The organism is Streptomyces sp. O3, from assembly GCF_054788135.1.
On the sequence record NZ_JBTVYK010000056.1, the window covers coordinates 1 to 12,912 of the forward strand.

At 69.4% G+C, this 12,912-nt stretch carries 13 protein-coding genes, 1 tRNA gene and 2 pseudogenes; 7 read left to right on the plus strand and 9 right to left on the minus strand.

Features of this window, described 5'->3' with window-relative positions; genetic code table 11:
• Positions 1-114, plus strand: a pseudogene (locus ACX6XY_RS24370) (HD domain-containing protein); the annotation flags it as partial.
• 215 nt (positions 115-329) lie between these two features.
• On the opposite strand, the gene ACX6XY_RS24375 reads toward ACX6XY_RS24370, so the two are convergent.
• Both ACX6XY_RS24375 and ACX6XY_RS24380 read right to left on the minus strand, forming a co-directional pair.
• Complete coding sequence (locus ACX6XY_RS24375; RefSeq protein WP_460334685.1) at positions 330-1,394, minus strand: MerR family transcriptional regulator; 1,065 nt, start codon at positions 1,392-1,394, stop codon at positions 330-332.
• A gap of 187 nt (positions 1,395-1,581) precedes the next feature.
• A complete protein-coding gene (locus ACX6XY_RS24380; RefSeq protein WP_460334688.1) occupies positions 1,582-2,067 on the minus strand; it encodes a hypothetical protein in 486 nt (161 codons plus the stop codon).
• 95 nt (positions 2,068-2,162) lie between these two features.
• On the opposite strand from ACX6XY_RS24380, the pseudogene ACX6XY_RS24385 reads away from it, so the two are divergent.
• A pseudogene (locus ACX6XY_RS24385) lies at positions 2,163-2,968 on the plus strand (glycosyltransferase family 2 protein).
• An 11-nt stretch (positions 2,969-2,979) separates the two neighbouring features.
• Here ACX6XY_RS24385 and ACX6XY_RS24390 read toward each other — a convergent pair.
• From ACX6XY_RS24390 to ACX6XY_RS24400, 3 genes are all read right to left on the minus strand, one after another.
• A complete protein-coding gene (locus ACX6XY_RS24390; RefSeq protein WP_460334691.1) occupies positions 2,980-4,080 on the minus strand; it encodes an NAD-dependent epimerase/dehydratase family protein in 1,101 nt (366 codons plus the stop codon).
• A gap of 92 nt (positions 4,081-4,172) precedes the next feature.
• On the minus strand, positions 4,173-4,442 hold the full coding sequence (locus tag ACX6XY_RS24395; RefSeq protein ID WP_460334694.1) for a DUF7848 domain-containing protein: 270 nt from the start codon (positions 4,440-4,442) through the stop codon (positions 4,173-4,175).
• Complete coding sequence (locus ACX6XY_RS24400; RefSeq protein WP_460334697.1) at positions 4,439-4,915, minus strand: hypothetical protein; 477 nt, start codon at positions 4,913-4,915, stop codon at positions 4,439-4,441. Before ACX6XY_RS24400 ends, ACX6XY_RS24395 begins: the two co-directional genes overlap by 4 nt.
• Positions 4,916-5,095: 180 nt before the next feature.
• Here ACX6XY_RS24400 and ACX6XY_RS24405 point away from each other — a divergent pair, with 180 nt between their 5' ends.
• On the plus strand, positions 5,096-6,211 hold the full coding sequence (locus ACX6XY_RS24405) for a helix-turn-helix domain-containing protein (RefSeq protein WP_460334700.1): 1,116 nt from the start codon (positions 5,096-5,098) through the stop codon (positions 6,209-6,211).
• Positions 6,212-6,224: 13 nt separating this feature from the next.
• Positions 6,225-6,806, plus strand: coding sequence for an HD domain-containing protein (locus ACX6XY_RS24410; RefSeq protein WP_460334703.1), 582 nt, complete (start codon positions 6,225-6,227; stop codon positions 6,804-6,806).
• A 692-nt stretch (positions 6,807-7,498) separates the two neighbouring features.
• Here ACX6XY_RS24410 and ACX6XY_RS24415 read toward each other — a convergent pair.
• The 3 genes from ACX6XY_RS24415 to ACX6XY_RS24425 form a co-directional block, all read right to left on the minus strand.
• Positions 7,499-7,571 (minus strand) — tRNA-Arg (locus tag ACX6XY_RS24415).
• Between the two features lie 270 nt (positions 7,572-7,841).
• Positions 7,842-8,234: a VOC family protein gene (locus ACX6XY_RS24420; RefSeq protein WP_460334804.1), complete on the minus strand. Its 393-nt coding sequence runs from the start codon at positions 8,232-8,234 to the stop codon at positions 7,842-7,844.
• 309 nt (positions 8,235-8,543) lie between these two features.
• Positions 8,544-8,999: an Lrp/AsnC family transcriptional regulator gene (locus ACX6XY_RS24425; protein ID WP_460334706.1), complete on the minus strand. Its 456-nt coding sequence runs from the start codon at positions 8,997-8,999 to the stop codon at positions 8,544-8,546.
• Positions 9,000-9,121: 122 nt separating this feature from the next.
• Between ACX6XY_RS24425 and ACX6XY_RS24430 the strand changes: the two genes are divergently transcribed.
• A complete protein-coding gene (locus tag ACX6XY_RS24430; RefSeq protein ID WP_460334709.1) occupies positions 9,122-9,667 on the plus strand; it encodes an RBBP9/YdeN family alpha/beta hydrolase in 546 nt (181 codons plus the stop codon).
• Positions 9,668-9,716: 49 nt separating this feature from the next.
• Here the strand turns inward: ACX6XY_RS24430 and ACX6XY_RS24435 are convergent, their stop codons facing one another.
• A complete protein-coding gene (locus ACX6XY_RS24435) occupies positions 9,717-10,325 on the minus strand; it encodes a flavin reductase family protein (RefSeq protein ID WP_460334711.1) in 609 nt (202 codons plus the stop codon).
• Positions 10,326-10,665: 340 nt separating this feature from the next.
• On the opposite strand from ACX6XY_RS24435, the gene ACX6XY_RS24440 reads away from it, so the two are divergent.
• Both ACX6XY_RS24440 and aspT read left to right on the plus strand, forming a co-directional pair.
• Positions 10,666-10,986 (plus strand): cupin domain-containing protein, encoded by a 321-nt coding sequence (locus tag ACX6XY_RS24440; protein WP_460334714.1) that lies wholly within the window; start codon positions 10,666-10,668, stop codon positions 10,984-10,986.
• A 199-nt stretch (positions 10,987-11,185) separates the two neighbouring features.
• Entirely contained in the window at positions 11,186-12,865 is a 1,680-nt protein-coding gene (aspT, locus tag ACX6XY_RS24445; protein WP_460334717.1) for an aspartate-alanine antiporter, read from the plus strand.
• Positions 12,866-12,912 lie beyond the last annotated feature (47 nt).

The following is a 12,912-nucleotide window of genomic DNA, read 5'->3' on the forward strand; positions in this document are numbered from 1 at the left end:
TGCGCCCGCGACGCCGACAAGCTGGAGTGCATGCTGCAGGGCATCGAGTACAAGGCCCAGGGCTATCAGCACGCGCAACGGTGGATCGACAACAGCCGTGGCCGCCTCGCTACGGACCTACGCCTGTGGCCACGCCCACGGCAGCGTGATCATTCACCCCCGGAGCCAAGCCAGCAGTCGCCGTGGAGTTGGTCGCGAAGTGCTGGCAGCCATGGCGCGGGCAGCCGACTCGGGTCTCCTGGCTCGTTGGGCGAGTCGGTATTCGTCGGCTTCACGGATGAGTTCGGTGGAGCGGATTTGGCGCCACTCGAAGTGCATGCCGCTCGCTCCTACTGCTGGAGCTCCATGACGTCGGCGACCACGCAGCTGATGTTGTCGGGGCCGCCGGAGTCGTTGGCGAGGGCGATGAGTTCGCGGACCGCCTGCTCGGGCTCCCTGGTCTCGGAGAGCACTCGGCGGATGTCTTCGGTCGGCGCGACAGCCGACAGGCCGTCGGAGCAGAGCAGGTAACGGTCCTCCCGCCGGGCGTCGTGCAGGCGCATCTCCGGGGTGGCATCGGCTCCCTGGCCCAGGGCTCGTATCAGCAGCGAACGCTGAGGGTGGGAGGCGGCTTCCTCCGGGGCAAGGCGTCCCTCGTCGACCATCGACTGCACCATGGTGTGGTCGTGGGTGATCTGGAACAACTCCCCGTCGCGCAGGAGGTAGACGCGGGAGTCGCCGATGTGGACGAGGGCCAGCTGAGAGCCGGTCCAGAGCATCGCGGTGAGGGTGGTGCCGGCCTCGTCCGGGGAAGCGGCTGTCCCAGCGACGCCGTGCACGGCCTGCTTGGCCTGGTCGATGGCGTCTTCGAGGACGTTAAGGAGACTGCCTGCCGGGATGCTGTCGATTTCGAGGTGCTTGAGCGCGTCCACGGCGGCGGCGCTCGCGGGGGCTCCTCCGTTGCCGTAGCCGTCGGCGACGGCGAGCAGGCGGGCCCCGGCGTAGGCGGTGTCCTGGTTGCTCTCGCGGACAAGGCCCGTGTCGGACAGGGCGGCGTAACGGATTCCGAGGTTCATGACGGGGTCCTTCCAGGACAGGTGGTCGATGAGGAAGGCGGCGAGGTCCCGCCGTGCGGCGGTGTCGGCCTCGACCTGAGCCCAGAACGCGCGGATCTCCTGGGCGGCCAGGCCCGCGTCCAGCGTGCAGACGTGCTGGATGCGAACCAGCGGCATCCCCAGCCGCCGAAGCCAGGCGACCAGTCGGGCCTGGTCCAGTTGTTCCGGTGCGTACAGGCGGTAGCCGGTCACCGGGTCGACGCGAGCGGGGGCCAACAGGCCGAGCTCGTCGTAGAGACGCAGCGCCTTCGGCGACAGCCGGGATGCCCTCGCGAACGCCCCGATGGTCAGCAACCCCATGCTCGCTCCTCCCTCATACCGGGCACATCGCCCGGCCCCACCGATGCTGTGGCCTCCCCCAAGGTGAAGGTCAACCAAGGGTCTGCATGGCCCCCGCGATGGTCTCCCACGAGTTCGAGGCGCGCGATCAGTGGCCTCTATGGGCAGGATGTGGCCCTGGAATGCGGTGCTTCGCGGCGTTGGAAGATCATTGGCGTCGCCGTCTGACGTGAACGTCCGCGGTGTGCGGGTTGCTGATGGTGTGGTGAGCGGGGATGGTTCGGGCGGCGACGGTGACGTTGGCGGACAGGTGGGCGTCGGCCCCGATGAGGGTGCGGTTGAGGCCGATGCGGTGGCCCAGTACGGAGCCTTCGCCGATGAATGCCTTGGTCACCTCGCAGTTGAAGCCGACTGACACGTTGGCGCAGAGGACGGAGCCCGCCCGGACGGTGGAGAACTCCCAGACGCGTGCGTGGGGTCCGATGATCACGCCGTCGCCGATGACCGCGTTCGGGTGGATGTACGCGGTGGGGTGGATGCGGTGGGGGAGGCGGGCGAGTGCCTGGCGGTGCAGTTCGTCCCAGTCGGCCAGGAAGTCGGTCAACTCGTAGGCGGGTAGCTGTCCGTACGGGGTGTGGGGCAGGTCGTTGTCGGTGGGGGCGGTGAGGTAGTCGCCCAGTTTGATCGTCGGCATGGGGGCTCCTTGAACGGGTGGTGATGTTCGGGGGATGTCGGGGTGAAGGGCTACGATCGCGGGCACCGCCGCCGAGCGAGCTGGGAGTGGCTGTCGTGTCCGATCCGCGTGTGGGTGTGGTCGTGGTGACCATGGGGAACCGGCCCGCCGAGGTCGAGGCGCTGCTGGTTTCGGTGGCCAAGCAGGACGCGCCGCCGGAGCGGATCGTGATCGTGGGCAACGGCGCCCCGCTGCCCGACTTCCCTGGCCTGCCCGGTGAGGTCACCGTCCTGGAGCTGGAGGAGAACCTCGGTTGCCCCGGTGGACGCAACGTTGGTATCGCGAAGCTGCGCGCCTTCGGCGACGTCGATGTCGTGGTCGAGCTCGACGATGACGGGCTGCTGGTTCAGACCGATGTGTTCCGTCGGGTGCGTGATCTGTTCACCACTGGCACCCGGCTTGGCATCGTCGGTTTCCGCGTCGCCGACGAGCACGGCGAGACGCTGCGTTCTCGATGCGCATGCTGGACGAGATCGGTGACTGGCCGGGAGAGTTCTTCTTCACCCACGAGGAGACTGACCTGGCCTGGCGCGCCCTGGACGCGCGCTGGAAGATCCTGTACGAGCCTGCGTTACTGCTCCAGCACCCCCGGACCTCCCCGGCCCGGCATGCCGTCTACTACCGCTTCACCGCCCGCAACCGGGTCTGGCTGGCCCGGCGCCGTCTGCCCTTCCTGCTGATCCCGGCGCATCTGGGCATCTGGACGCTGATCACCCTGCTGCGTACTCGCTCGTTGGGCGGGCTGCGCGCGTGGGCGGGGGGCTTCCTCGAAGGCTGGCGCACTCCGTGCGGCGAGCGGCGGCCTATGAGTTGGCGCACCGTGTGGCGTATGGTCCGGCTCGGTCGCCCGCCCGTCATCTGAACCTCGCGGGTTCAGGCGGGAGCCGTCTCGCGCAGCCAGTCGGGGATCGCCTGTGGAGTCTTCTTGAGCCAGGCCGCGTACCGGGCGACGCCCTCCTCGACCGTGATCGCAGGTCGCCACCCCAGCAGGTGTCGCATGCGGCCGATGGCGGCGTAGCCGCCCTGAGGATCGCCCGGCGGCATCGGGGTCTCCATGAACTTCGCACTGGGGTAGTGGTGTTGGATCTGTTCGGCGACCACGCGGATGGTGGTGGCTTGGCCGGTGCCGAGGTTGATGGTCTCGTTGTGCGCCCGTGGCGCGACCAGCGACCGCACCGTACCCGCGGCCACGTCGTCGACGTGGATCAGGTCACGGACCTGGTGCCCGCCGCCGTTGAGGTGTAGCGGCAGGCCGAGCGCGGCGCGGGCGGCGAACCAGGCCACCACCCAGGAGTGACTGTGACGCTTGACTGTCTGCGGCTCTCCGTAGACGGAGAAGTAGCGCATGACCGTGTACGAGGTGCCCACCTGGGTCAGGCTCAGCGCGGTCTGGAACTCTCCCCACAGCTTCGTGTTGGCGTACACCGACAGCGGATGCAGCACCGCGTCCTCGCTGAAGCTCGGCGGCAGGTTCCCGTACACGGCTTCCAGCAGTTGGCGCATCGAGCGGGTCTCCGCGCAGGCGGGGTGGTCGTCCCGGTTGCCATTGCCGTACACGCTGGCTGAGGAGACGTAGCAGAAGCGGCGGACACGTTCGCAGGCGGCCACGGCTTCCAGGAGGGTCTGGGTGCCGATCACGTTGGTGGTGATGGCGTTCATGGGGTGCCGGGTGCAGGCGGCCACGTCGGCGAGGGCGGCGGCGTGGATGACGTAGTCGCACTCGGCGACCAGGCGCCGCACCAATGCGGCGTCGGTGACGTCGCCGACGACGAAGTCCCCGTCGTCAGGGTCGACTCCGAACAGCTCCTGGTACACGGCTGGCGGGTAGGCGTCCAGGCGGCACAGGCTCACCGGCCGGGCACCCGCCGAGCGCAGGTGCGCGGCGATGCGGCTGCCGATCAGCCCGCCTCCGCCAGTGACCAGGACCGTTCGGCCGTCCAGTTCCGCGGCCAGGTCGTCGCGAGTAGCTTGCACAGTGCCTCCCAGCGGCGAAGGGGGTATGAGGTGGAGAGCGTTGGAGGGTAGGCGGCCCGAGGGTTCAGTGGCGCGGTGGCTCTGCGGGTCGCTCACGGCGTGGCCTTCGGCCTGTGGGGCAGCGGGTTGCCCGGTGCCGGAGTGACGCGCAGAAATGCGGTCACGATCTCCCGGAAGCCGGTGTGACCGGTGGCGCCCGCGTGCGTAAGAGCCCATCTGTCCGGCGGGAGCTGGCTGACGCTCGGATCGGAGCGCTGCAGGCAGGTGGTGCACTCGATCTCTCGGATCGGCGGCGAGGCGCCTGGGGTGTAGTCCCGTCCGATGGTCCAGTCGGCGAACCTGTAGACGGTGTTCGTGTTCATCGTGCGGCCTCCGTTCCTCCGGCTGCCGTCAGCGTGGTGAGGCGTGCGCGCCCGGTGTTCACCAGGTCGGCCACATCCGTGAGGCGGCACAGGCGGAACGGCGACCGTGGGGTGACGGACCAGTACGGGCCGGGTGGCTGTGTGCGATCGAGCCGGGGGACGCCCAGCCAGGTCCCCGATCCCAGCCGCCGTACGCCAGGGCGGTCGAGGTCCGGTCCGGCATCCGCGGGTACGAGGGCGTAGTAGTGGCGGCTACCGCCGTCGTGGATCACCGGGCCGAACCGGAGCTGCCCGGTCAGGTAGCCGGTCGCCGACTTGGGCTCAGAGCTCCCGGCAGCGGCGTGCACCAGATCGTCCGCGATCCGTACCGCGGAGAACAGGCCGCCCAACGGCAGCAGCACCAGCGCCTGCGTGCCCCACTCCGCCAAGACGTGGCCCGGCCTCGGGTGCGCCTGCGCGAGCCACTCGGACATCTCGCGCTCCGTCGCCCGCCGCGTCATCACCGCGCACCCATATTCGTAACAGCGTCCATGCTGGCACCCTCCCTATTACGCTCAGTGGTCTACGGGTACGACGGTAGAGAGCGGTGATCACCGCTTGAAGTGACCACCAGTACGGGTGGCCGACCGCGGCCCGCGGGAAGTGGGGGTGTCATGCCGTCGAGTTCCCGGCCAACCCTGACCGGCAGTCGGGGAACGTCCGTCCGCTCCCGCGCGGGGCTCGTCTCCGGCTACGTATTCCGTGTCATCCGAGAGCAGTTGGGACTGACGCAGGAGACAGTCGCGGAACGCTTACGGGTGGCCGCCGACACGATCGCGGGCTGGGAATCGGGCCGACGCCCGCTCACCGCCGTACCCGTCGGACAGATGCTCGTGCACCGTCACCGGCTCATGCAGTTGGGAACCGCCCCGGCCCTGCTGCAGGCCATCGAACGGGCGATGGAAGCCGATGTCCTGCTGTCCAGCGCACTGGACGATCAGATGCCGGTCGAGGAGAGCCCGCTCGGGGCGTGGGTCATGCAGCGTGACTTGGTCGAGGTTCTGGCATGGCCGCTCACGGGCGTACCGCCGCAACCGATCAGCAGCCTTCCCAAGCCGCCTCGGCCACGGCGTGGACCTGTCCCCTCGGCTCCGGAACTGTCGTCCGATGACCGTCGGCGCTTCTTCACGCGGATGCGCCACACCGCCGAACAAACCTGTGGAGATGGGCAGTTCCTCCTGCGCCGCCAGGCCCTGTACCTGTCCGGCTACGACGACCAGGCCGACACGGCGGACTGGCTGGCCCACCAACAGGGCACGGGGCAGCCGCGCGACTGGCTGACGCGGTGGCTGAGTGCCCGCTCTGTCGCCGCTGTCGCCGCCCGCCAGGGCGACCGTGACCGGATGCGCCACTTCATCGACTCCGCCCTCACGGACGACGATGCGGGCGAAGCCGCCAACCTGAACTACTGGGCTTACTGGATCGGCGAGACCCCACACCTCGAACTGTCCGACGACTTCATCGCCTCCCGCTCTCCTGGCCCCTGGCCGGGCCACAAGCTGCTGGCCCACCTCGCACAAGGTCTCGCGCCGCAGCACGGCTATCTCGACCTGAACATCCACAGCCTGTGGGCTCTGCTCACCATCCACCCCAGCCTGCTGCGTTCCAGTACGGCGGCCCGCACCCTACGCGACCGGCTTCCGATGATGTTGGATAGCCGGGAGCTGTCGGCGCACGCGCGCCGCGAGCTGGAGAGCATCCGGTACGCGATCCGCCTCGCCGAGGCGTGAGAGGAGACGGACAGTGGCAGACGACCTGTCCGCGGTGGCCCGATTCCTGTACGAGGCGGGGACGCTCAAGCAGGCCAAGCGCACCGGCTGGTGGATGGCCGGTGTCCGCGACCCAGAGAGTGTGGCCGAACACTCCTGGCGCACCTCGCTGATCGCGTCGGTCATCGCCAAGCTGGAAGGCGCGGACCCGGCGCGGGCCGCGTTCCTCGCGGTCTGGCACGACACGCAGGAAACCCGGACCGGCGACGTCAACCACCTGGGCAAGAAGTACGCGGCAGGGGCCGACCCGGAGGCCGTCACCGCCGATCAGACGAAGGGCATGCCGGACGTGCTCGCCTCCACCGTCCGGGAGCTGATCACGGAGTACGAGGCCAACGACTCCGCCGAAGCCGCCTGCGCCCGCGACGCCGACAAGCTGGAGTGCATGCTGCAGGGCATCGAGTACAAGGCCCAGGGCTATCAGCACGCGCAGAGGTGGATCGACAACAGCCGTGGCCGCCTCGTCACCGAGTCGGCGAACCGGCTCGCCGACGAGCTGCTGGGCATGGGGTCGCTTGACTGGCTGCGTACGGCGATGGGCGAAACCCCGAAGTGAGTCCGTTAGGCAGCGTCCGCCCCTGCCCGGCCGCGAAGCCGGGCAGGGAGCAGGTTCGTCGTACGAGCCTGGGGCTGGGGCGGTAGACCAACAGCTCCGGGATCGTTCCGCGCGCGGAGTGCTGGCCGGCGCCTACCGCGTGTTCATGCTGAGCGTAAGGCCCGCGAGGCTGTCGAGGCGGTGGCCGCCCTGCCGCGACAGCGCGGTGGGGCGGCTCCTTGCGTCTCCTCTGGATCAGGTCAGCCGCGTGGTCGGCGACCCTCCCAGGCCCGGTCCATCACAGCAGCGGCCGCATCGTGGGCCAGCTCCTCGATCTCCTCGGGCACCTCCCCGCTCGTCGAGCACGAGAGTCGACCGTCGACGAGACGGGCGGCCGTCTCCCAGCCGAGTCGACGCCCTGCCTCGCGAGCGACACGGCGGACCTCCCTGAGCCTGCCCATTTCCGCAAGATCGTCGGAGCTCAGGGTCAGCTGCCCGTAGTAGCCCTGGGACTCGGGCCTGAGGGCGGCCCGCATCAGCGACTCAAGTGGTCGACCAGCTTCTCGTACCGGCGCCGGACCAGCTCATCCTTGACGGGCATCCTGCACGGCTCCCGCCATCCGCGCGCACGGCTGGTGTGCCATATGTGTGCCGCAATTGCGGGAGCCCTTCCGTCCGCCGGACGGAAGGGCTCCTGACCTGGTGTTTTGCTGTGCCCCCGGCAGGATTCGAACCTGCGACACCCGCTTTAGGAGAGCGGTGCTCTATCCCCTGAGCTACGAAGGCGGGGGCTTGCGGAAGTCCTTGCGGAATCCAGTGCGTGGATCTCGCCGCTCGGAGAGCAAGCCCGTTGGTCAGGGCTGCCGCGGTGCCCTCTGGGGAAGGGGGCGGTGTGTGCAACCCGGTTGACCACGGACAGCGTAGCCGATGAGGGTGGGCTGCTGGCTACTCATTCCTGGATGGTGGGCGCCCTCGGTTGTGCGGCCGTGCTGCTGACGGGTTCCAGGGTGAGGGGCCGGTCGCTGTGGCGGCCGGACCCCGCGCGGGGCTGGGCGTCTACTGGGGCTGTGTCGCGATCTGGATCAGGTTGCCGCAGGTGTCGTCGAAGACGGCGGTGGTGACGGGGCCCGCTTCCAGGGGCTTCTGGGTGAAGCGGACGCCGAGGCCGCTCAGGCGTTCGTACTCCGCTTTCACGTCGTCGACGGCGAACTGGGCGAGCGGGATGCCGTCCTTGACGAGCGCGTCGCGGTAGGGCTTGACGGCCGGGTGGCTGGCGGGCTCCAGGAGGAGTTCGGCGCCGCCGGGCGCGTCGGGTGAGACGACGGTCAGCCATCGGGCCTCGCCGCCCAGCGGGACGTCGTACTTCTTCACGAAGCCGAGGATCTCGGTGTAGAAGTCCAGGGCCTTGGCCTGGTCGTCGACGAAGACGCTGGTCAGATGGATCTTCATGGCGTGCTCTTCTCTGGTCCGGATGTGTCGGGTGCGGGCCGTCGCTCGGCGATCTGCCGCAGCGTAGGGGGCTGTGTCCAGGTCGTGGAACTGGTAGCGGCCCTCCCGCCTGGTCTCGACGAGCCCGGCGGTCTCCAGCACGGCGAGGTGCCGGGGAACCGGCTGGCGCGAGATGCCGAGCTGATGTTTCGCGCTCAGTCGCGAGCGGATCTCGAACAGTGTCTGCCCGGACGTCTCCGCGAGCACGTCGAGGATGGTGGGGCGGGTGGGTTGGCCAGGGCGGGCGGGGTGGTGGCTGGCTGTTGTGGGTCATGGCGTCGTCGACGTGACGGCGGTCAGTGGTTTCCGGGGGTAGGAGCGGAGTACGAGGGATGTGGTGACAGGGCCGTAACGGGCGAGTGCGTCGACGACTTCTTCGAGTCGCTCTGCCTGCGGGCAGTAGACGTCGAAGACGAGGCAGTCTTCTCCGGTGACTCTGAGGGCGGAGGCGATCTCGGGAGTCCGGGAGGCCAGGTCCATCGCGCGGGAGAGCTGGGCGTGCGTGGTGCGCAGCCGGATGACCGCGTGAATGTTCAGCCCGAGGGCCGTCGGGTCGACCACGGCCCGGTAGCCGGTGATGATCCCGTGCTTCTCCAGCCGCTGGATGCGTGCGCTGGCCGCGGGCTGCGAGAGTCCGACGCGGCGCCCTATCTCCGCGCCGGTCAGCCGGCCGTCGGTCTGGAGCAGGTCGAGGATGTCCCGGTCTATCCGGTCGAGTGATTCCATGGTTCTCCGTACCGCTTTCCTTGAGATCACTTGTGCCGCTTCCGCAGTGCTGATGCACCCAACAGAATCGGATCCAGGCGCCCCCGTGATCTTAGGGAGCGACGAGTGAAACGGTGGTGAGAGTGGTCGCGTACGTCATCATTCCGGGCATCGGAGGCTCGGACGGGCAGCACTGGCAGACCTTGTGGGAGCGGCAGTGGGGCGCCTCGGCGGTGAGGATCTCCCCTGCCTCATGGTCCGCCCCTGACCTGGGCGACTGGGTGAACGCCGTCCAGGAGGCATACGACGAAGCTTCCCGGCAGGACAGCCGGGTCGTGCTGGTGGCCCACAGCCTGGGCTGCTGGGCGGCGTCCGCCTGGCTGGACGAGAACCCCTCGCGTCCGACAGGCGGCGCGTTCCTGGTCGCGCCGCCCGACCCGGACGGGCCGGTGTTCCCGCGCCAGGCGGCCGCGACGTTCACCGAGGCGCCGGTGCGGCCGTTGCCGTGCCCGGCCCTGGTGGTGGGCAGCGCCGACGACCCGTACGGCACCCCGGAGGCTGCCGCCGGTTTCGCGGCGCGGTGGGAGGCGCGATGGCACCTGGCGGGCGCGTGCGGGCACATCAACTCCGCCAGCGGCCTGGGCTCGTGGCGGCACGGCCGGGAACTCCTGGAGTCGCTGACAGGGTGAGAGCCTGGCGAGTCACCGTCGCCGTCCGCTGCGACGGTGACTGAGGCGCTCAGCTCGACGGAGACCAGTCGGCATAGCGGACGCGGCGCAGGTCGAGGACCTCGCCGAGGGCGCCCCACTCGTCCTTGCCCAGGCGGGTGAGGGGCCGTAGCCGGGTGACCTCGGGGTGGTCCCGGTCGAGAACGGACTCGTCGATCGCGGCGTGCACCACCCGCCCGAAGATCACGGTGGAGTCGCCGAGCAGCAGGGTGCTGTGCAGCTCGCACTCCAGCGCCACGGGAGAGCCGGCGACCCGCGGAGCCTTCACCCGCATACTGGTTTCCCGCTCGACGCCCACGGCGTCGAACTCGCTGACTTCGCGCGGGAAATCTGTGGCGGTCTCGTTGATCTGCTCAAGAAGCGGTTCGGGCGCGAGGTTGACCACGAACTGCCCGGTCGCCTCGACGTTGCGCAGCGAGTCCTTCCGGCCGACCGAGGTGAACTGCACGATGGGCGGTGTGAGCGACGCGATCGTGAAGAAGGAATGCGGTGCGAGGTTGTCGACGCCCTCGGCGGAAACGGTCGACACCCACGCGATCGGACGGGGTACGACGGTCGACGTGAGCAGGCGGTAGACCGCGTTCCGGTCGAGCGAGGCCGGGTCGTATTCAGTGCGCATACCGGCCATCATCGGGCACCTCAGGGGCATGCCCGGCCGCAGGTCCTATGACGCCCGTCACGCTTGCCGCCGGCCCTTCGGCCGGATCCGCGCCCCTCTCACCCTCGAGGCGGTGTTGCGGGTGAGGCGGAGCGTTGGTCTAGTGATCTGGTGGACACCGGCGGCCGGGGCGGTGCGAGGGGGCTCTGGGCGGTGCCTCCGTCAATGCCGCGGCCAGAGCAGCGTCAACTGATCGATGTATCGATGTATCGATGCGTCGGCGTAGCGTCGGTGTACCGGTGTACCGGTGTACCGGTGTACCGGTGTACCGGTGTATCGATGTGCGGAAAGGCTGAGCCGTATGCCCGATCTCAACGCCCTCGTCGACGTACATCTGGAGCGGGCCCGGTCCGCGGCGCACGGGCGCAGCGCGGAGTTGCTGCTGCATGACGGCCCGCTGCGGCAGAGCCTGATCGCCCTCACCAGCGGTACGGAGCTGGCCGAGCACGCCGCCCCGACGGCCGCCAGCCTGATCGTCCTGCGCGGCCGGGCCCGGCTCACCGCCGCGGGAGGCGACATCGAACTGGCCGAGGGGGAGTTCGCGACCGTCCCGCACGAGCGTCACGGCCTGACCGCGCTGGGCGACACGGCGGTGCTCCTCACCGCCGTCACGGACGTCTGACGACAGGTCTCTCTCTCCCCCCCCCCCCCCCCCCCCCGCGGATACGCGGCAGGCGACGGCGGCGCTCGGGAGGCGGACCGGGGAGCGCCGCAGCCCTGGCCCCGGCCCCGGCGCGCTGACTCGTGTGGCGGCCCGCCGGAGGGCTCGGTACATTCCGATATGTCACGACATGTTATGAATCAGTCACGGTGGGTGATCGATGGGCATTCTTCGAGATCATCCTGAGCTCGCCCTGTTCCTCTGTCTCGCGCTCGGCTACCTGGTCGGCAAGCTGCGCGTGGGACCCGTCACCCTGGGCGGCATCTGCGGCACGCTGATCGTCTCGCTGCTGCTCGGCGCCTGGAGCGAAGTCACCGTCTCCGACGACGTCAAGACGGTCTTCTTCGCGCTGTTCATCTTCTCCCTCGGCTATATGGCGGGCCCGCAGTTCTTCGCCAACCTCAACCGCAAGAGCCTGCGCTTCCTCACGCTCTGCGGGATCGAGCTGGTCTGTGTACTCGGCATCGCCTTCGGTCTCGCCAAGGTCTTCGACCTCGACGTCGGCACGGCGTCGGGCATCCTCGCCGGAGCGGCCACCGAGTCCGCGGTGGTGGGCACGGCGACCGAGGCCATCGGCAAGCTGAGCGATCTCACCCAGGAGCAGATCACCCAGTACCAGGGGCACGTCGCCACCGCGTACACCGTCTGCTACCTGTTCGGCCTGATCACCATCGTGATCTACACCAGCCAGATCATGCCGATGCTGCTGCGCATCAGTCTGCGGGACGCCTCGCGCGAACTGTGGGAGCGGATGCGCGGGGGCGGCGGCGGACTGGAGGCCGACGAGCGCGAGGCGCTGCCCGGCGTGGTCGGGCGCACCTATCTGGTGACGGTGGGCGACGGCAGGACCGTCGGCGGCCTGCAGACCGAACTCGGCGGCCGGATCACCGTCGAGGCGGTCAAGCGGGGCAGCGCGCACCTCACCCCCGAACCCGGCCTGGAGCTGACCCTCTCCGACCTGGTCCTGGTGGTCGGCCGCCGCGCCAACGTCATCGAGGCGGGCCGCCTGATCGGCCCCGAGACCCCCGGCATCCCCGGCGTGGACACCCCGCTCGCCACCAGCCAGGTCGCCGTCACCGACAAGGCCACGGACGGCCGCACCGTCGACCAGCTCCAGCAGGCGCACCCCGAGTTCCTGCGGGACGGCGTGTACGTCACCGACGTACTCCGCGGCGACCAGCACCTGCCCGCGAACGGCGACACCACGCTGCGCCGCGGCGACGTCCTCACCCTGGTCGGCGTCCGCTCCGGACTGAACAAGCTGGTCGCGAAGATCGGCGCGGTCGTCAAGAACGACGCCACCGACTTCATCTACCTCGGACTCGGCATCGCCGCCGGTTCCCTGCTCGGGCAGGTCGTCGTGCGCGTCGGCGATGCGCCGATGTCGCTGGGCACCGGCGGCGGCTGCCTGGTCTCCGGACTGCTCTTCGGCTGGTTCCGGTCCCGCAAGCAGACCTTCGGCGCCTTCCCGCCGCAGGCCTCGGCCACGATCAAGGACATGGGCCTGGCCGTCTTCATCGCCTGCACGGGCCTGGTCTCGGGGCCGCAGGCCTGGCCGCTGCTCAAGGAGTACGGGGCGCTGCTCCCCTTCGCCGGGATCGCCATGGTGCTCGTACCGGCGACGCTCTCGCTCATCATCGGCCGGAAACTCCTGAAGATCGAGAAACCGCTGCTCATCGGCGCCATCGCGGGCCAGCAGTGCTCCACCCCCGCGATCACCGCGGTCACCCAGACGGCGCAGAGCTCGGTGCCGATGCTCGGCTACACGATCACCTACGCCCTTTCCAACTTCCTGCTTCCGCTGACCGGGCCGCTCCTCGTCGGCGTACTCGGAGCGTAGACAAGGCCGGAGCGTAGACAAGGCCGGATCCCGACAGGCCGGATCCC

Coding starts and splice junctions, on each gene's coding strand:
- ACX6XY_RS24375 (WP_460334685.1), bottom strand. CDS start 1,394: ATGGGGTTGCTGACCATCGGGGCGTTCGCGAGGGCATCCCGGCTGTCG.
- ACX6XY_RS24380 (WP_460334688.1), bottom strand. CDS start 2,067: ATGCCGACGATCAAACTGGGCGACTACCTCACCGCCCCCACCGACAAC.
- ACX6XY_RS24395 (WP_460334694.1), bottom strand. CDS start 4,442: ATGAACACGAACACCGTCTACAGGTTCGCCGACTGGACCATCGGACGG.
- ACX6XY_RS24400 (WP_460334697.1), bottom strand. CDS start 4,915: ATGTCCGAGTGGCTCGCGCAGGCGCACCCGAGGCCGGGCCACGTCTTG.
- ACX6XY_RS24405 (WP_460334700.1), top strand. CDS start 5,096: ATGCCGTCGAGTTCCCGGCCAACCCTGACCGGCAGTCGGGGAACGTCC.
- ACX6XY_RS24420 (WP_460334804.1), bottom strand. CDS start 8,234: ATGAAGATCCATCTGACCAGCGTCTTCGTCGACGACCAGGCCAAGGCC.
- ACX6XY_RS24425 (WP_460334706.1), bottom strand. CDS start 8,999: ATGGAATCACTCGACCGGATAGACCGGGACATCCTCGACCTGCTCCAG.
- ACX6XY_RS24435 (WP_460334711.1), bottom strand. CDS start 10,325: ATGCGCACTGAATACGACCCGGCCTCGCTCGACCGGAACGCGGTCTAC.
- ACX6XY_RS24440 (WP_460334714.1), top strand. CDS start 10,666: ATGCCCGATCTCAACGCCCTCGTCGACGTACATCTGGAGCGGGCCCGG.
- aspT (WP_460334717.1), top strand. CDS start 11,186: ATGGGCATTCTTCGAGATCATCCTGAGCTCGCCCTGTTCCTCTGTCTC.